Source organism: Alicycliphilus sp. T452 (genome assembly GCF_054512775.1).
Window position 1 is genome coordinate 1 of sequence record NZ_JBTNEH010000043.1, and the last position, 17,006, is coordinate 17,006.

At 61.7% G+C, this 17,006-nt stretch carries 12 protein-coding genes; 4 read left to right on the top strand and 8 right to left on the bottom strand.

Features of this window, described 5'->3' with window-relative positions; genetic code table 11:
* Positions 1-104 precede the first annotated feature (104 nt).
* From ACX12L_RS22170 to ACX12L_RS22195, 6 genes are read right to left on the bottom strand one after another with little or no spacing between them, the layout of a single operon-like run.
* Positions 105-296 carry a hypothetical protein gene (locus ACX12L_RS22170; RefSeq protein ID WP_459264472.1) on the bottom strand — a complete coding sequence of 64 codons (192 nt, stop codon included), beginning with the start codon at positions 294-296 and terminating at the stop codon, positions 105-107.
* On the bottom strand, positions 293-2,743 hold the full coding sequence (locus tag ACX12L_RS22175) for a VirB4 family type IV secretion/conjugal transfer ATPase (protein ID WP_459264483.1): 2,451 nt from the start codon (positions 2,741-2,743) through the stop codon (positions 293-295). The genes ACX12L_RS22170 and ACX12L_RS22175 overlap by 4 nt, the downstream gene beginning before the upstream one ends.
* Before the next feature lie 43 nt (positions 2,744-2,786).
* Positions 2,787-3,119: a VirB3 family type IV secretion system protein gene (locus ACX12L_RS22180; RefSeq protein ID WP_459264473.1), complete on the bottom strand. Its 333-nt coding sequence runs from the start codon at positions 3,117-3,119 to the stop codon at positions 2,787-2,789.
* Between the two features lie 18 nt (positions 3,120-3,137).
* Positions 3,138-3,422 (bottom strand): TrbC/VirB2 family protein, encoded by a 285-nt coding sequence (locus ACX12L_RS22185; RefSeq protein ID WP_459264474.1) that lies wholly within the window; start codon positions 3,420-3,422, stop codon positions 3,138-3,140.
* Positions 3,419-3,928: a lytic transglycosylase domain-containing protein gene (locus ACX12L_RS22190; RefSeq protein ID WP_459264475.1), complete on the bottom strand. Its 510-nt coding sequence runs from the start codon at positions 3,926-3,928 to the stop codon at positions 3,419-3,421. The genes ACX12L_RS22185 and ACX12L_RS22190 overlap by 4 nt, the downstream gene beginning before the upstream one ends.
* A 10-nt stretch (positions 3,929-3,938) precedes the next feature.
* Positions 3,939-4,496, bottom strand: coding sequence for a hypothetical protein (locus ACX12L_RS22195; protein ID WP_459264476.1), 558 nt, complete (start codon positions 4,494-4,496; stop codon positions 3,939-3,941).
* Positions 4,497-4,891: 395 nt separating this feature from the next.
* On the opposite strand from ACX12L_RS22195, the gene ACX12L_RS22200 reads away from it, so the two are divergent.
* The 4 genes from ACX12L_RS22200 to ACX12L_RS22215 are packed head-to-tail and all read left to right on the top strand — an operon-like array spanning position 4,892 to position 11,012.
* Positions 4,892-6,247 carry a hypothetical protein gene (locus tag ACX12L_RS22200; RefSeq protein ID WP_459264477.1) on the top strand — a complete coding sequence of 452 codons (1,356 nt, stop codon included), beginning with the start codon at positions 4,892-4,894 and terminating at the stop codon, positions 6,245-6,247.
* Complete coding sequence (locus tag ACX12L_RS22205) at positions 6,234-6,965, top strand: DUF4194 domain-containing protein (RefSeq protein WP_459264478.1); 732 nt, start codon at positions 6,234-6,236, stop codon at positions 6,963-6,965. The genes ACX12L_RS22200 and ACX12L_RS22205 overlap by 14 nt, the downstream gene beginning before the upstream one ends.
* A gap of 4 nt (positions 6,966-6,969) precedes the next feature.
* Positions 6,970-9,780 carry an ATP-binding protein gene (locus ACX12L_RS22210; RefSeq protein WP_459264479.1) on the top strand — a complete coding sequence of 937 codons (2,811 nt, stop codon included), beginning with the start codon at positions 6,970-6,972 and terminating at the stop codon, positions 9,778-9,780.
* Positions 9,781-9,791: 11 nt separating this feature from the next.
* Complete coding sequence (locus tag ACX12L_RS22215; protein ID WP_459264480.1) at positions 9,792-11,012, top strand: DUF2399 domain-containing protein; 1,221 nt, start codon at positions 9,792-9,794, stop codon at positions 11,010-11,012.
* A gap of 343 nt (positions 11,013-11,355) precedes the next feature.
* Here the strand turns inward: ACX12L_RS22215 and ACX12L_RS22220 are convergent, their stop codons facing one another.
* Positions 11,356-14,601, bottom strand: coding sequence for a UvrD-helicase domain-containing protein (locus tag ACX12L_RS22220; protein WP_459264481.1), 3,246 nt, complete (start codon positions 14,599-14,601; stop codon positions 11,356-11,358).
* Positions 14,598-17,006: PD-(D/E)XK nuclease family protein (locus ACX12L_RS22225; protein ID WP_459264482.1), on the bottom strand; the 2,409-nt coding region annotated here is incomplete at its 5' end. The genes ACX12L_RS22225 and ACX12L_RS22220, both read right to left, overlap by 4 nt.

Genomic DNA, 17,006 nt, shown 5'->3' on the forward strand with positions numbered 1-17,006 from the left:
CCACCACAGACCACCAAGAAGGAGAAGGCGACCAAGAACTTATCCACAACGTGAGCGTGAAGTTCACGAATCAGGGTGGGTCAAGATTCGATGGAAATGGTGGGTCAGCTTTGCATGGAAATCAACAGCTTGGTCTTGCGTATCGGGCCCGAGCTGGGCAGCGGAGCCAACTCGACAAGTCGTTCACCGCTGTTTGAAACGCGCACCGCTTCGTTGCCTTTGACGAATTGGGCACTGGAGTTCGTGCCGAAAACGGCAAACGTCAACGCGACGAGCAAGGTGTGAGATCGGTTCATGTCGCTCTCCTGGAGTTGCGGGATTTGCGATCCTGAACCTCGCGCAGCAGCACGGGAAGCCAGAGAAACGGATCGTTACCGTGTTGTTCACGAACGGTGTCCAGCAGGGCGACGTTGTCGGTGGTGGCTGACAGCACGGTCACGAAGTCCTGCAAGTTGCTGAGGTCCAGCTCGCAGATGGCGCTGCTGTGCCCCTGCTTGACAAGAAAGCGCCGGCCGCCTTGCGCGCCCAAGCTGCGCACGATGCCGAACTCGGCTTCACTGAGCCCAAACCCTTCGACGTATTCCTCGCGCACGGCTTCCGGGTTGGCCAGGAAGATCTTGGTCACGCTCTGTTCCACCATCGTGCGGCCAATAGGGTGGCGCAGCACATCTGACGGGCTCTGGGTGTCGAAGATGCCCAGACCGTTCTGCTTGCGAATCGTCTTCTGCTTCTGTTTGGCGAAGTCGCTGAAGATCTCGTGGTCCAGCGCTTTCCAGAACTCCGAGATCACGTAAATCAGCCGCTCCCCGTTGACCAGCTCTTCCATCACCTGGAGTAGGTACAGCATGACCGGCGTGCGGACCTCGGGTAGGTCGAGAAACTCGGTGGTGTCGAAGGCGATGACCGAGGCGGACTTGAGGTCCGTGAGCTGGTCGTTGGCTTGATCAAACACCCAGCCCAAGGCGCCGCCCTCGCACCAGCGGCCCAGGCGCTCGTACAGACTGTTCTCGCCAGACTTGGGCAGGTTCTGGCGAATGGTCGAGAAGCGGCGCAAGGCGGTCGGCATCATCGCCACCGTCTTCACGGCGTCGGCGATGGCGCGCTCGTCTGCTGGCAACAATGGCAGGGCGGGGGTGGCGATACAGATGCGGATCAACTGTTCCCAGAACTGGATGCGGGCCGGCGTGGGGTCGCGTTGCAATGGGTTCAGGTGTGTGGGCTTGCCCGCTTCAAGCGTGAAGTACCGACCGTTCATGGCCCGGATGGCAATCTCGCAACCCCGGTCCAGATCGAACAGGACCAGCCTAGGTGCCGGGTCCCACTTGCGCGTCAGCGTCAGCAAGAACATCTCCAGCGTGGTTTTACCGACCCCAGTGGATCCGATGATGATGGTGTTGCCGGGCAGTTTCTTGTCGGCCGAGTCTTCACCGTCGGGGCTGCTGTGGAAGTTCAGGTAGAACGGCTGGCCTGATGGCGTCCGCAGCAAGGCCAGCGCTTCGCCCCAAGGGTTGCCGTCGCGCTTGCCGCGGGCGAAGTTGTGCCCGCTGGCCAGTGCGGCGAAGGCCCGGGAAGACAGCTTGGCATCGCGCGGGCGCCATTGCCAGTTGCCGGGCATCTGGGCAAACCAGGCGGCGTCGGCCACCAGGTCTACGGGCGACATCTGCAGGCTCGACGACTCACCCACTGCGCCGATGGCCTGCGCGGCACGCCGGCCGGCGTCGGCCAGGCTGTCCTCGCCCGGATTGCCGAAGACCACCAGGCTGTAGTGGTACTCACCCATGCAGAACTGACCATCGCCCAGCTCGTTCAGCGCTTCGTCCATGTCCGCGATCTGGCTGGCCACCACGTCGTCGCTGGCAATCAGCTGATCGCGCTGCAGTTCCAGGGCGCGGGTGGCCTCGCGGCGCGGCAGGATCGAAAAGCTCTGGGTCTCGATGAATTCGCTGTCTTCGTACAGCAAGGCATTGAGGATGCCCGGTTCGACGGCGTCGGCGTATTCCTTGATATCCACCAGGGCCGCGCAGCGGCGCTGATCACCATTTCGCAATTCCAGCTTGTCGCCTCCAAACGAAAGACGGGTTGAGGGCAGGGTGCGGTGCAGCGGTCCAGCCTTGAACGGTACGGGTTTCCAGTACCCGTTGACCAAGTAGCCCAGAAACTCGGCGACTTCCGAATACAGGCGACCCCGCTGTTCGCGTACGCCGAGCAGTTGCGGGCCAAACCCCCTCAGCACCCGGTGCAAGAACGCGGTGCGCTCTTCCATGACTCGCAGCGCTTCGGCATGCGCTTCAGCGATAGCGGTCTTGGACCGTTGTGGTGACTGCAACGCTCGGCTGATGCGGGAGGTTGTGGGCCTGTAGACCAAGGTCAGGTACAGCTCGTTGCTCATCATCGCCCGCTGGTTCAGGTGCGCCTGGTAGGCCCGGGACAGGTCTTTGGCAAACCCGTCTTCAGCTGGGTCGGTCAGCGCATCCTGAATCTTGCGGTGCAGCCGGTGGGTCCAGATGGCCCACTGGCCCCCCGAGAGATTGCGCAGCAGGCTGCAGAGCGCTTCGTGCCGTTCCGTAACCAAGTAGTCGTCGGCGCACTCGAATGCCACGCCGTCGAGCCGCCACACCCGCAGGAGATCGCCACCACGGGTGATCACATCGTGGTCGCTCACCAGTGACGAGAAGGGCACGAACCTGGTCAAGGGGTTCTCTGCCAGAGCCTGCGACCAGTGACGAGGCTGAGGACCACCCATCACAGGGCGTCGCTTCGCGCTGCGTGAGCCCTTGCCCAGTTGGTCAAAGATGCCAGACATCGGACGCTCCCCGGAACAGGGTCGGTGAGTAGCTGCGCGCGCGCCAGAACCGTCGGTTGCGGTCGTGCAGACGCAGCTTGAGTGCAATGAAGATTTGCCGAAACCGCTGGTCATCCCGGGATGTCACCCAGCGCATCCAGAAGAGGGTGGGGACGAAGGACATCAGCACCCCTAGCGCAATCCACCAGCTCACCAGAATGCCGCCCCACATCATCAGCAGCATCCCGCCGCCAAAAAGCACCACCAGTGGCACCAGCGGAATGCCCAGTTTCATGGCCGGGCGGGTCGCGCCCTTGTAGATGGTTTCGGCTTGCATGGCGGGAGCCTGCTGAGGTCAGCTGACGATGTAGCTGGCAAAAGCAGCTGCGCCACCGACCAGGGTTCCACCGATCAGGATGTTGGCTACATCCGCCAGCCGGGCGCCCTGGAAGATCATCTTGAAGCCGGCCCAAATGATCGCAATCGTCACCACGGCCACAGAGATCGTCACCAGGATGGCGTTGACGTTGGTGACGGTTGTGTTCACCTTGTCGAAGCCTTGCCCCCAGACCTGGGGGGGCAGCAACATCAACAGGCTGAGTGCGCGGACCTGGCTTTGAGACAGTTTCTGGCGATTCATGATGGCTCCTTAGATGACGGGTTGAATCGAGGGCGAGGCAGTGAGCGGGCGGCGGCGACAACCTTCTGCACATAGCCATGGCGGAAGCCGGTCGAGAAGTTGCCGCTGTAGTAGCAGGAGAAGGCTTTGCGAATGGCGAACTGCTCCGCGTCAGCGCGACTGCGGGTCGGGCCTGCTCGGTCGAAACATTCCGTCAACACAGACTGCATGGCCGACAAGTTTTGGCAGGGATCGAAGGCACTGCTGGTGTTCAACCCCAGACGCCGGAAGTTGCCCACGTTGATCTGCCCCAGGCCAACGCTGAAGTTGCGCCCGTCGCGCAACAACTGGTGGGCAGTGGCCAGCGCTTCATCCCGGTTGTTGGGCTGGCGGCGCAACGCACCACCCACGACGCCGATGGCCCAAGGGTTGAAGGCGCTTTCGACTGAAACGAGCGCATGTGCAGTGGTCGGGTGGACCTGTGGTGCACAGGCCAGGGCCAGCGCCGCAAACGTGGAGGCGTCCATGGCGCAGCCTTCAGGGACGTGAGCGCTGCCAGGCAGCCCGGTCGTCGTCGTACTTGGTGTCCCAAGACCCAAGTTGGGACTTGGCCACGGGGCTGAAGTCCGTCACCGTGTCGCCACCCATGTCCCACCAGGTGCGTGTGAACGGCTTGCCGTCAATATTGACCGTGATCGCACCGGTGTAGTCGCAGGTGTAAATCGAACCGCTTTCGGTCTCGTTCACCTGGGTGTACTGGGGTGGGCAGTTCCCCGGTGCACGGGCCCACGCGTGCCTGGCGGAATTGCCAGCGCCGGACAGCCCGCACGTCGGGAACGCCTTACCCCGGGCCAGATCCCGGAGCACTTGCCGAATCGGCGGCACGCATTGGGGGATCGACTTCCAGCTCGGTGCCGCGAAGCACAGCAACACCAGGCAACCGTCCACGGCATGCGCGGCCGTGGGGGCAAGAAGGCTCAGCGAAAGCACCGCAGCAGACGCTACTGCCGAGCCGAACGTCCGTTCGGTGCCCGCTGCTCGCGTTGTTCCGTAGCGCAAGGGAAAGCGCCGATTTTTTGAAAGGATGAAGTCCACCAGACACCTCACAGTTCCCGCATCCGCTGGAGGTGAAGGTCACTTCATCTCGCTGGGTGCTGTGAGGTCAATGTAGGACTGAGCGGTGCCTGTTCTGCTGCTGGATTTGGGCTGATTTCCAGCGGATTCGTGCTTTGCAGAACACTGGGCCCACGAGGCAACCCCAAAAAAGAACGCCCGGCGCGAGGGCCGGGCAAATCAAAGTCGCTGTCACACGACTTTTCAGGGAGGAGGGCAGGCTGTTCAGGCCGACCCGGGAGCATTATTGATCCACGCAGTTCCAAACGTCTATGAAAAACTGCATCCTGTGGCTGTAGGGTGGAGTTCATCTGGGGTTCGAAGTTACGCCACCGCCAGTCGGTAAAGCGTGAGTGGACATTCGGCAAAATGCGCAGATGGATCTACAAAACGAACAAGAGCATGAGGGGGCCAGTTTTGAGGCTTACTTCCGCGATCCTGCTTCAGCCGCAGACTCGCCATTAGCCTGGGCAGTCAGTCAGAGGTCGGCCGTCCTGGATGCTTTGCGGGGGCTGTTCAGCGGCCCACCTGCGGTGGTGCAACTGCGGGTGTGGTGCTTCATGGAGTTGGTCAGCGTGCCGCATGGCCGGATTTCCCGTGAGGACCTCAACCAGCTGTTCCATCTGCTGCTGCCGCAGGCACTGGACAACGTCCTCAAGCGCTTCCGCGATGTGGGGCTGCTGGTATGGGATGCCACCTCACAAGACTACAGCCTCTCGATTCTGGCGCGACAGGTTCACGGGTTGCTCGCTCCCCTGACGCAAGCCACAGGTGACGATGATGACTTGGCTCCTTTGCTGGCGCAGGTGGCCGGTGCTCAAGCACTTGGTCTGGCAGACCCGAGCCAGTTACGGCACCTGCACGCGCAGCTGGCTCGGCTGCACGACGACTTCGCCGAGGCAATCACCAGTGGTTCCGAAGCGCGGTTACGGCAGGCCCAGCCGCGCTTCGAGCGAGCCCTGTCTTTGGTCGACAAGGCCGGTCACGCGCTGACAGCGCTCATTCGCACCGAGACCGATGACCCTCGCCTCGAAAAGGAGGCCCGCGCTCTGGGGTACGCACAAGCGCGCCTGCTCTCGATGGCCAGCCAGTTCACGCGAGCGATGCAGCAGGCCGATCGACAGCGCGTGACGCTAGGGAGTGCAGGCGTGACCAGTTCAGACGTACGAATGTGGCTGCAAAGTCAGGATGCGCTGCATGCCCTTCTGGCTGATGCCCTTTCAACAGGCGTGGCGCCCGTGTTCATCAGCCAGCACGATCTGCTGGACGTGGCTGAAGGCGAGTTTGAGCGAGACAGACCTGACCCCCAGCGGACGACAGGTTTGCCTCCGCCCAATGAGGCAAGCAGCGGCCAGCTGGAGGTGCCCAGCATGCCGCCTGAGTTGGGCGGACTCATCGCACAACTGGCTCAGTGGAGCAGTGAGAAGGCCACCTCAGCGAAGACTGAAATGCCGCTGGATGAGATTGTTCTTGGCGGGCGCTTTGCGCAAGCCGCGTATCGCATGCAGTTGCTGCCCTTGTTGGGTGATGTACAGGCCCAGACGCTGAAAGGCCAGACTGGCGAGTTGGCCCGCTCAGGATGGCATGCCGTTCTCAGCACCTCCGTCAAGTTGCAGGATGACCCGCATGTGCTGGCCATGAGCGATGGCCACCTCGTATTGGCTGAGGTCGAGGACCCTATCGCTGGTGCGCAGCGTAAACCCGAACCCCAGGATGACCATGAACACCCCTGATGAAGCCGCCTTGTTGGCGGCAGAACTGCTGGCACGCCGCTGGTTGCCCCGACAGCACCCTAAAGTCAAGCGCGCCCTCGTGGACGCTGACCTGTGGCAAGCCGTGCAAGACCGTCTGGCCCAAGTGGGTCTACGGCTTGTGGACAACATCCACGCGGACAACGTCACCACTGCCATGGTGCGCACCGTCGAACACGCGGTCTTTGGTGAGGCGGCACTAAACAGCCACAACAACATCGACTTGCCGCGCGATGCGGTGTCCTTGCTGGTGGTGCTTTGGTCGCTGATCGTTCTGCCCAAGAGAGAGCGCCAAGCTGCTCGCGATGCGAGCGCTGAGGGCGATCTGCAGGACGAGATGTTCAGCGCCGAGCGCCCCATGCCCCGCGCAGAGTCCGTCAGTCCAATGGTTTCATACAAGGCACTGCTGGCCGACTTTGGCGCGCAGCTGGGCAAGAAGACGCGATTGGACGGCAACCTGAGACGCCTGGAGAACCATGGATTCATCGTCCGAAAGGGGGAGGACATTGGCGAAGGCCCTTTGCTAGACCTGCTGCTTGATTACGACGTACTCGCGCCTCGCATACTCGATGGCACGCTGAGCGAAGTTTTGGCTCGCACGCGTGCACAAAAGGACGCCAAGGCGGCCGACGACAATTCCATCGGCACGTCCGACGCAGCCGCGACCGCAGAAGAAAAACACACAGGCGAGGACAACTGAAGACATGTTCCATCTCCAAAGTCTTGAACTGCTGCATTGGGACTACTGCCAACGACTGACCCTGCCGTTGGATGGATCAATCATCACGGTTGCTGGCCCCAACGGCTCAGGTAAGACCACGCTGTTGGATGCCATGCGCACCTTGTTGGGTCTGGATTGTTCGGGTGGGCGCAGCTACAAAACCTACGCACGCCACGCCAACGCCGACTCCGCCTGGCTGCGCGCTACCGTGGACAACCGAGCCCACGGCCGGCAAAGCTCCAGTCGCCCCTTTGCCCGCTGCCTCCTCTACAGTGACCAGGTAACGCTGGCCTGCCGAATCGAGCGCAACGGCGGCGACTGGCAACGGCGCTATCACATGGCGGATGGAGACATCTCCATCGAGACACTGACCCAAGTCCCTGAAAAGGACTGGCTGGGCATCGAAAACTGGCGCAAACGCCTGGAAGGCGCTGGGCTGTCTCGCGCCATCGCCCGTGTGTTGGCGCTGGAACAAGGTCAAACAGATCGCTTGTGCGAATACTCGCCCAAGGAGCTCCTGCGTCTGGTCTTTGATGTTTTCGGAGACCAGGAGGTTCTGGACCGCTACGAAGAGGCCCGACGGCACCAAAAAGAAGTGGCCGAAGAGATGGAGATGGCCAAGCGCGAACTGGGTCATGGGGAGACCCAACTGGCCCAGCTTGAGGCGCGCGTCAACCTATACCGCCAATACCAGAACAAGTTGCGGGAGAAGGAGCGGCTCTGGACCGAAGTTATTCCCGCTCTCGTATGGAGCGAGGAACGCCTGGACGTGGCCAGTAAGCTTCGCGAGCTTCACCGGCAGCGTGTCCACCATGCCGCCACACTGCGACAACAAGCAACAGATCGGGCGCGGTTGTTGCAACTGTCAAGGCAAAAGGAAGAGGCCAAGACAGAAGCGCTGCAGCTGGGCGAAGCCAAAGCAGGCGCACAAGCAGCCCTGCAGGAGGCCAGTGCCAACGAGCGCCCCGTTGAGCTGTTGGTCAAACATGCCAACGAATTGCTGGAACTGGCCAAGGTTGAAGGGGATGCCGAGCAGCTGACGGCTCGGCTTCAGACGTTGCAGGCGGAGAAGTCACGACTCGACGGCCGCTGGCACGAGGTGAAGTCTGACCGCGATCGGGCACAGGCCTCGCTCGACCAGCTGCAAGGCCAGCGGCAAGCGCCACCACCTGAGGATGTGTCACGCTTTCTGCGCGTGCTTCGACAAGCGGATATCGCCCACCATGTACTGGCCGATGTGATCGAAATAGCCGACCCGCAGTGGCGTGATGCGGCTGAAGGGGTGCTGCGCAGCTCGCGCTGGGTCGTGGTGCTGAAAGATGCGGGTGACGAAGTCAAAGCCATGGAGCTGGCTGAGCGTGAGCGATACCGGCACTATGTGGTGGCCCAGGCTGCGGAGGCGCCTAAAACTCCAGACCCGGCGAGCTTGCTGGCGGTGCTGCGATTTGCAGACACCGCGCCGACATGGCTATTGCGTCAGCTCGAACAGATTCGGCGCGTGGCCAATCCAGCCGAGGGGACGAAAAGGGGTGGTGAATGGATCACGCCCAAAGCATTTTGGCGCGATAGCCGGGGCGGGCGCAGTGTGTGGATTGACCCGAGCCAGCACCAATTCGGCGCGGCAGCCGTGGCGGCACGACGCGAGTCCATCGAGAAGCGTTTGGCGGACCTCGACAAGCAATTGGGCCAAGTGGCCAAAGACCAATCGACCAATACGCGTCAGCTAAAAGCAGCCGAAGATGCAGCCAAGGGCGTCAGTGCCGCTTCTGAGTTGGTCCGTCGCAGCGATGAGTTTGAACAGGCGCGTCAGCAATTGCCACACCTGATACAGGCGCGTAAGTCTGCCGCACAACGCTGGCAGACGCTGGATGCTGAGCACGGAGCAGCGAATATGCGGGAATCGGCTCTGGACGCCGACTACAAGCGCGTCCAGAACGCGCTGGAGGAAAGTGAACGGAACGCACGGCGGTACGTGGGCGAGTGGGAAGACAAGCGCGCTGCACTGCGTCAGCGCTCCAGTGAATCCGCTACAGCAAAGAAAAAGTTTCCTGCCCGATGGCTTCGAACTGAAGCGCTTGAAGCGCTGCGAAAGACATATCAAAACGCCACTCAGGCGCGGTTGCGCGGCGAAGCCGTGGAGAAGGATTTGACGGAGGGTACCTGGGAAACAGATCCCACCGTCGAAGAAAAGCAAACCCTGATGGCCGCTACTGTCGAAGGCCAGAAGGAGGTACTGCAGCAGCGTGAAGCGAGCAACAACAGCGCGAGCATTGCGGTGAGCAACGCTCGCGAGCGCTACATAGACGTGTTGCGGTCCACAGTGCGTCGCTACAGAAAGAACATCGTCGAACTGGGGCAGTTGGCGGGCGTCGAGGTCAGCGCCGATCTTCCGCACCTAGACAATGACGACACCGTACTCCGCCAAGCCGAACTCAAGGTCAATTTCAACTTCGACGGCAAGGGCCAGATCGGTCTGAACGACGGAGAGGCCTCGGGCGGACAGCAGGTCATCAAGTCACTCATTCTGTTGGTCGGCCTGCTCAAGGACGAGGAAACGCCGGGTGGCTTCGTGTTTATCGACGAACCGTTCGCCCATCTGGACGTGAGGAACATCCAGCTGGTGGGGCACTTCCTGAAATCCACCCGTGCACAGTACGTCTTGACCACACCGATCACCCACAACGTAGAGGTATTCGAACCAGCAGATGTCACACTGGTCACCTCCAAAAAGCCGGCCGGGGCACGCTGGGCACCGCCGATTGGGGTGCTAAAGCGACGCGTTGCGCAACCGTGAGGGGTTCCCGAATGGAGTGGGTGGATGTTCAGATACGACGAGGTGTGCGTGAGCGCTCGGCCGCCAACACAACACCCTCTGAATTGGGGCTGCTGCCGGTTGAGCAACTTGAGCTACTCACCCTTTGGGTGCGCAAGGACAACGCATCTCGTGGACGCGATTCGCTCCTGAAGGAGGGTGGTCCGCATCGCATCGAGCTATCCGAAGCCCTGTGCGATTGGCTGTTGCGCGAAGGGTGGATCAACCGAAAAGAAAAGCTCGTAGGCGGTCACTGGCAATGGGATGCATTGACCTGGCGGGACCTTCACACTTTGAAGCAACTGCTTGGCGTCGGTAGTAGAACCCAGCGCAATGAAGATCGGGCCTTGTTGCTGGACGATTTGCGTCAGTGGCTTGGTGGACTTGATACGACTGATCTGCCGTCACAACACAAAGATTTGCTCGACGACTTGACCCACGCACTATCCAGTTTGGAACAGGACGCCGCGCAGCGAGTCGAGGTACTGGAAGCACGCGATCGTTGGATCAGGGCTTTGCATAGCTGGTGCCTCGACGAGCGACAAGGAACGCGCCGCGACTTCGCCTTGCATGCCGGCCAACACACAAAGGCCATTGGCGCTGGTGACTGGAAATGGCTGGAAGAGCACTTCGATCTGGAGAGGTACGGGGTGAGCCACTTCACTCCAATGATGTGGGTAGCGGGGCAGGGTGTGTTGTATTGGGACGAATGCACCGTCGCCCTCAATGCGGTGAAGTTTCTGGCTCTTCCATTGGATGATGTTCTACGAGTGAAATCAGTCACTGCTGCTCCAGCGCATTGGTGGCTCATCGAGAATCGCACCAGCTTTGAACGACAGGCGCAGCAGCTGGCCGACGGTGTCCTGCTCGCGTGGATGCCCGGAAGGCCTTCTACCGCATGGCTTGCGGCCATTGAGCATCTTGTGCGATGCGCACCTGCACCCTTGCGGGTCAGTGCAGACGCCGATCCCGCGGGCGTGGATATGGCCTGGGGCATGGGCCGGGTCTGGGAGCGCCAAGGCTTGCCGTGGGAGCCGTTTCGAATGGGGATTGATGAACTGCATGCGGCACAACAACCGTGGGCTTTGAACGCTCACGACAAAGCCTTGATCTCCCGGCTGCTGGCGTCGCCGGATCTGCCGCAAGCGTTGCACCAACTCTGCCTAGCTATGCAGCGCGATGGGTTCAAAGCGGAGCAGGAGGGCTGGTTGTAGGATCCCTCGCAACGCTTGGTAGCGGCTTGCCAGCAATCGAGTGGCTCCTGTGCAGCGGTTGCTCACCTCGGTGATGTATTTCTCCATGCCCGCAAGCTGGCGTTCAACTTTCGACGCGGATGGCCCAGTGGAAAGTCAAAGTCGCAAATAGCTGGACAAGGTCGCTAGCAAGCGTCGAAATGTCGTCGCTGGTGGCAGCACCAATTCCAGCAGCCAATTTAGATCGACCTGGCGAACCCTGCATGCCGTCGCGGGGCTTGGCCGGACGCTCGCGTCTCACCCCGTCGCTCAGCGCGATCGACTGCCAACGCGCCTAGGTCAAGCCCAGCAGTCAACGTGCAGGTCACGCCTCCAAGATGCGGACTGCCTGCGCAGCCACAGGCAGGAACAGCCATCTCTCAAGAACTGCTTCATCGGTAGCGGTTTGAACGGCCTGAGCGTACTCAGCCAACTGACCACCGTGTTCTAGGGCCAGCGTGTCGTCAGCTCCAGCGCCTTTCGGGTTCGCCTTGTGGTCGAACAGGATGCGTCCACCGGCAACCTTGAGCAGGAAGTCAATCTGGCCACGTGCAATCGAGCCGTCCGCCCGTCTGGCTTCAAAGGGCACTTCAGCAAGCGCCTCGCCATCCGGCCAGCGGCCTCGCCACCAGTTCGTGAAGGCATTGACCTGGTCAAGCGCTGCTTGCGGATCGACGGCGTCTTTCACCCCCCAGCGGGTAAGAATCGCCTTGACGTCCTCAAGGCTGATTGCTTGCGAGGGGTCGGCCGCTGCGTAGGCAATGCAGTTATGAAGCGCCGAGCCCAGCAGCGTAATGTCCGTATTTGCCTGGACAACGATGCGCTTGCCGACGGCCTCAACAACGCCCACCTTGAACCCAGCGGACTCAGCAGTACTCGGCCGCATCCAGAGCGGGGCATGGGCCTTCGGCGCGCGGGGCGGGTAGAACTGCAGCGCCTCTTTGACTTTGGCGGGTGGCTCTTCCTTGGTCTTCTCCAACGGCCAGTCGGTGGCGACACAGTTGATGTCGACACCGTCGATGGCTCTCTTGACTGTTCCTGGCCAGAACGTGCCCGCCGCTTTGGCCTCCCACAGCCAGTCCAGCGGAGGTGGCGCAGCTGCCGAACCAGGCTTCGAGACCAGCACGATCTGATCGCGCGCGCGGGTCAGCGTGACATAGAGAAGCCGCCGGTTCTCCTCCACCGCAGAATGTGCAGCGGCCGTTCCTGTCGGCGTGGCCTCCGCATCCTCAGCTTCGCCAACGCCTTCCACGGCACCGAAGGGATAAGGCCAGAAGTGGATAAATCGATTGGCTAGCGGAGCTGATGCATCGAACGCGCCGACCGTCCGCGCCCGAACCTCCCACAAGTCGGTGCGGCTTTGATGGTCGAGGCCAATCACCACCACCACGGGCCACTCCAGGCCTTTCGCGCCATGGAACGTCATCACTTCAACAGCGCCGTGGCCGGCAGCCGCTCGACCATCCTTGCCCTCAACGTCCAGCTTTTGCATCCACAACAAGAGTCCGTTGAGCGTGGCCGGCTGGCCCGAGCCAAGGCACTCCTCCTCGTACTGGCGCCCCAGGCTGAGAAGCTGTTCCACATTGGCAAGCCGAACTTGCGCTGAGCGCTTGTTCGCCGACCAGCTATGGCAGAAGTTCGCGACGCCTGACTCAGCCTTGGCCAGGCGCAGCGCTTCGAACGGTGTCAGGGAAAGCAGCCTGTCCCGCAGGGAGTCAATCCGCGCAAGAAGCGGATGTGCACCAGGCCCGGAGACCATCCAAGAACTCAACGGCGGCTCCCACACACCCTCGGCATTCAGCTTCGCCTCGGCCAGGAACTGCAGCCGGTCGTCCAGCCATTGCTCCGGCTCAAGAGCGCCCGTGAGCCCGACAATAACGGCGGAAGCCACGGTGTCAGTTCGGTCATGCAAGCGACGCAAGCATGCAATGACCAGCTGAGCCTCAGGAGTTGACATCAGGCCGGGCCTTTCGGCAGCGACCGGAATGCTCCAACGGCTCAATGCGCCGACAACATCCTTCATCACAGTGTTCGTGCGACACAAGACGGCGATGTCTGCCGGCTGCACCTCCCGCATCGACTTGGCGTCCTTGTCGTAAATCTGGGCCTTGCTCTGCAACAACTGAGTCAGCGCAGGCCCTAAACCGGTCACATCAAGGTTCCTCTTTTTCGGCGGGATCTCGAATGTCCAGTTCTGGAGGTCAACGCTGCCAGCGATCGCCGCTCGCGTAGGCGTCAGCGCGACCTCCGCCGCAGGTGTCGGCGCGAATGTCTCCACGAACGCCTCGTTCGTCAGCTTCACAAGCGCGGGCGTGGACCGATAGGAATCCGTAAGTGCCGCGCCCACCTTGCCACCCCAAGTAGCCATCGAATCCAGAAGCTGCTGGATGAGCGCCGAGTCCGTGCCTCTGAAGCCATAAATGGCTTGCTTACGGTCCCCCACCCAGACAGACGACTTCGCAAGCTTTGAGAGTTCAATGAAGATGGCCAGTTGCAAGGGGTTGGTATCCTGGAACTCATCTACCAGCACCAGGTCAAGCTCCTCCCGCAGTGCCTGTTGGACGATCTCGCTGGTCTGCAGCCCACGCAGCAGCAGCACCTCTTGATCGGTGAAATCGACCACTCCCATCTCGCGCTTCGCATCTGCGAAGGCCTGCAGCCCACGGCTTGCGATGCCGAACACAAGGCCCAGGTACTCCCGCACGTCCTGATGGAACTCAGCACTCGCCCCGTGACGGTTGGCCGCAGCTTGGAGAGGGGCAACGATGTCTTTCTGGGGCGCCCCTGCATTGAGCTTTGCAAGCCCAACCCAAGCGCTCCACGGCAATTGCCCGCGCTCAAGCTGCTCCCTGGCATCGAGGCACTTGTCGATGCCCTTCCTGAAAACGTCGGTCTGTTTGTTCTCACCCCAGGCCACCTGTAGCTCGGCAATTGAGACATCGAGCGCCTTGGCCAGGTCCGCGCGCAGACCGCTGACCGGTGCTGGCCAAGACGCGAGCATGGCGTCAGCATTCACTGTACCCATCGCCGCAACCTGAGCTGGCGACAGGTTGTTCTCGCGTGCCGAACCCATGATCTTGCGCAACGTGTCGGCGATGGCTGCTTCGCGCTTTTGCTCTCGGCTATCCGTGCTGTACTTGGCTTGGCCGATATCAAGCCGATGAGCGACATCTACAAGCCGACGCACCTCATCGGGCGTCTGAACACTTTCCAGAGCAATCCGAGCGACTCGAGACGCTTGCTGCTCGTCAAGGATCTGCTGGTCCGGCGAGACACCCAGCTCAAAGCAGAACCGCTGGATCAGCCGCCCACACACGCTGTTGATGGTTCCGATGCGGGCCTGCCCGACAGCGGCCGCTAGATCCAGGCGCCCTCTCTTCAGAAGGGTGGACCGCGCTCGTTCGCGGAGTTCGGTTGCAGCCTTGATAGTGAAGGTCGTCGCAATGACTGCAGGAGCCCTGGCCGACTTGTCCTCGAGGCGACTCGCCAGCAGGTGCGTCAGGTAGTACGTCTTTCCGGTGCCTGCGCCAGCGCGCACGAACTCGATGTTCATCTTGGTGTCGCCGCTCATACCTCACCCTCCGGAAGACCAAAAAGGCGAACGAAATCGAGGTGCCAAGGCCCAAGCGTTCCCAGTGGCAAGCACCCGTCCGGCGGCACCGTAGGTACGGGCAGCAGCCCATCCCCGATGACATCAACCTCCCCGGCCTGCCACTGCTGAACACGCCACGCCCAGGATGCGGCTGCCCCCTTGATCAGTAACCCCGTCGTCTGGCCGTCCTTGGGCGAAATGACTCGCGCCTTGTCGCCAAACACCCCAGCGTTAAGGGTCGAGAGGCTGCCATCGAGGAAGGTGAAGTACCCCACTGCGACGGGTGGGGCGCCCGTCTCCTGCTCCACCATGTGCGCATAGAGTGCCAGCTGGAGGAAGTCGCCACTGGCCAGCTTGTCGCGATATCGTGCCGCGCGCGACCATTTCAGATCCAGCGCAGCGGTTGCGCCCTTATCGAGATAGAGGAGCAAATCGGTGTCACCTCGCAGCGCGAGGGCTCCAAGCGCGCCCTTCAACGGCCTCTCAGATTCCACTCGCTTCACGCCGGCAGCATTCAGATAGGCAAGCAGGGAAAAGATGCCTGCGAGAGCCGCGGCCTTGAACTGCGTCAACTGCATAGAGCTGCCGGGTGCCAACAACGGCATCCCTTCAGTTTTCAGCAGCTTGTCAGCGGCAGGCCCGAACCAGTCCTCTACCTGCTTCGGACTCCACCCAAGCGCTACCGGGTCGGACAGAAGCATCTGCACCAGACGATGCGCCAGCGTGCCCAGGAGCCGGATGTCTTGCTCAGGTGCATGCATATTGCCGGCTCGCAAGTGCGCCGCATCCTGCAGCACTGCCAACGCCGGGTTGTTGAAGGCGATCTCCAGCGACGAGAACGACTGCGCGTCCCTGCGCGTTGGAGCCTGGAACGTCCCCCGCCACTTGGCTCCAGGATCAAATTTCCAGGCTCCCTTTGCTGACGGCAGCTCCTGAGCAGCGACTGCAACCTTCCCCAGGTCGTCCTGCTCAAGTACCGTGATGGGCAACTGCGGAGCGACAACGCTCACGAGCTGCCAAGCGGGGTGCAACTCGCCGCCCTCGGGCGGCAGCACCAGGACCAGGCGTTTGCGGGCAGCAAGAATGGGCCGAATCCAGAAGCTCATCATGGCGGCCATCTCGGCGCCGGGGTCAAGAGGATCCACGCCTGCGGCCTTCAGGGCGTCGAGCTCAACTTGGAGCCAGGGGTGCGCAGCCGGCAGTTTCGGGCTGCCAGGCATCCACCAGATAACCTCGTCAGCGGAATCAACTGCGCAAGCAGCGACAGACGCAGCGCTTGCCATGCAACCAACTTCGGCTACCGCCAGCGTGTTGGCCGCATCTGCTGTCGTCTGGGCAACCAATTGCTGCAGCAGCCGAGGCTTCACCAGGTCAGCAGCGGAAGTCCGGAGGTCATTTAGCGCATCCATCACCGCGGAACACTGGGAAACGGCGGCACGCAAATCTGCTTCTCCAACACCCCGTTCCTCAATGACCTTCAGCAATCTAGCCTGCAACGCTGAACGCAGCAGCCCAACGCGGTTCACGACGAGATCGAGTGGTGCGCCAGCGAGCCTGTCGTATCGGGCCCCCTCTAGCCACTCCGTCACCTTGCTGTCTATCTCTGGCTCCAGCTCTGCGCGGAGCTCGTCCCGGACAGCAGTCCAGGCCTGCCCACCTATACCGGGCTCGGCCGCAAAGGCCCTGCCAAGCCGTCGTCGGACGACAGCAGGGAGCGGCCCCACCGGGTGCATGAGGAAGTCAAGCAATCGAGCTGGCTCCACAGGGTCCCACAGCGTTTCCAGCGCCAGCGGGAGCGCCTGCACCGTGGGGCGCAACGAACTTGATTCGCTATATCCGGATATCGGGGCGCCGGTGGCTCTGAGCGTCTCATCCAGCGACGCCCCTAAAGCAGGTTCGTCGCAGACGATCAGCCGTGCGGCGTCTGGGGCGCCGTGATAACGGTTGGCCAGCCAATGCTCCGCAGCCTCGACAGACAACGGGCGCATGATGGCAAAGGACCCATCTGCTGCCAACGCAGCCACCGGAGCCATTGCGCCTTCGACTGCTGCGGCCAAGCACCGTTGCTGAACAGCGCCAAGGTCGCCTTGGGCCTGTGGCAGCCTGGGAGGGATGACTTCGACCGGCAACTGCTCCAAGACAGCCCGCCAACGCAAGGGGAACGCCGCAAGCGGCTCCAACACCAGAATCCTCTTGATCGGAATGCGGCGCTTACCAAGGCGCTGTGCCACCAACGCCAAGCGTTCGCCTTCACTAAGCCCTGTCACCGACCGCCGTAATGGAGCCACCGATGTTCGGCGTAATGGAGCCAGCAACAGGTGGGTAAAACGACGCCCCGAGGGGGTTAAGACTGGGTCGATTTTGCAGCCTTTTGCGGGCTGGCT

What these genes read in the sequence shown, in the direction of transcription:
- ACX12L_RS22170 (WP_459264472.1), bottom strand. Translation starts at nt 296, where the DNA reads ATGAACCGATCTCACACCTTGCTCGTCGCGTTGACGTTTGCCGTTTTC.
- ACX12L_RS22175 (WP_459264483.1), bottom strand. Translation starts at nt 2,743, where the DNA reads ATGGGTGGTCCTCAGCCTCGTCACTGGTCGCAGGCTCTGGCAGAGAAC.
- ACX12L_RS22180 (WP_459264473.1), bottom strand. Translation starts at nt 3,119, where the DNA reads ATGCAAGCCGAAACCATCTACAAGGGCGCGACCCGCCCGGCCATGAAA.
- ACX12L_RS22185 (WP_459264474.1), bottom strand. Translation starts at nt 3,422, where the DNA reads ATGAATCGCCAGAAACTGTCTCAAAGCCAGGTCCGCGCACTCAGCCTG.
- ACX12L_RS22190 (WP_459264475.1), bottom strand. Translation starts at nt 3,928, where the DNA reads ATGGACGCCTCCACGTTTGCGGCGCTGGCCCTGGCCTGTGCACCACAG.
- ACX12L_RS22200 (WP_459264477.1), top strand. Translation starts at nt 4,892, where the DNA reads ATGGATCTACAAAACGAACAAGAGCATGAGGGGGCCAGTTTTGAGGCT.
- ACX12L_RS22205 (WP_459264478.1), top strand. Translation starts at nt 6,234, where the DNA reads ATGAACACCCCTGATGAAGCCGCCTTGTTGGCGGCAGAACTGCTGGCA.
- ACX12L_RS22210 (WP_459264479.1), top strand. Translation starts at nt 6,970, where the DNA reads ATGTTCCATCTCCAAAGTCTTGAACTGCTGCATTGGGACTACTGCCAA.
- ACX12L_RS22215 (WP_459264480.1), top strand. Translation starts at nt 9,792, where the DNA reads ATGGAGTGGGTGGATGTTCAGATACGACGAGGTGTGCGTGAGCGCTCG.
- ACX12L_RS22220 (WP_459264481.1), bottom strand. Translation starts at nt 14,601, where the DNA reads ATGAGCGGCGACACCAAGATGAACATCGAGTTCGTGCGCGCTGGCGCA.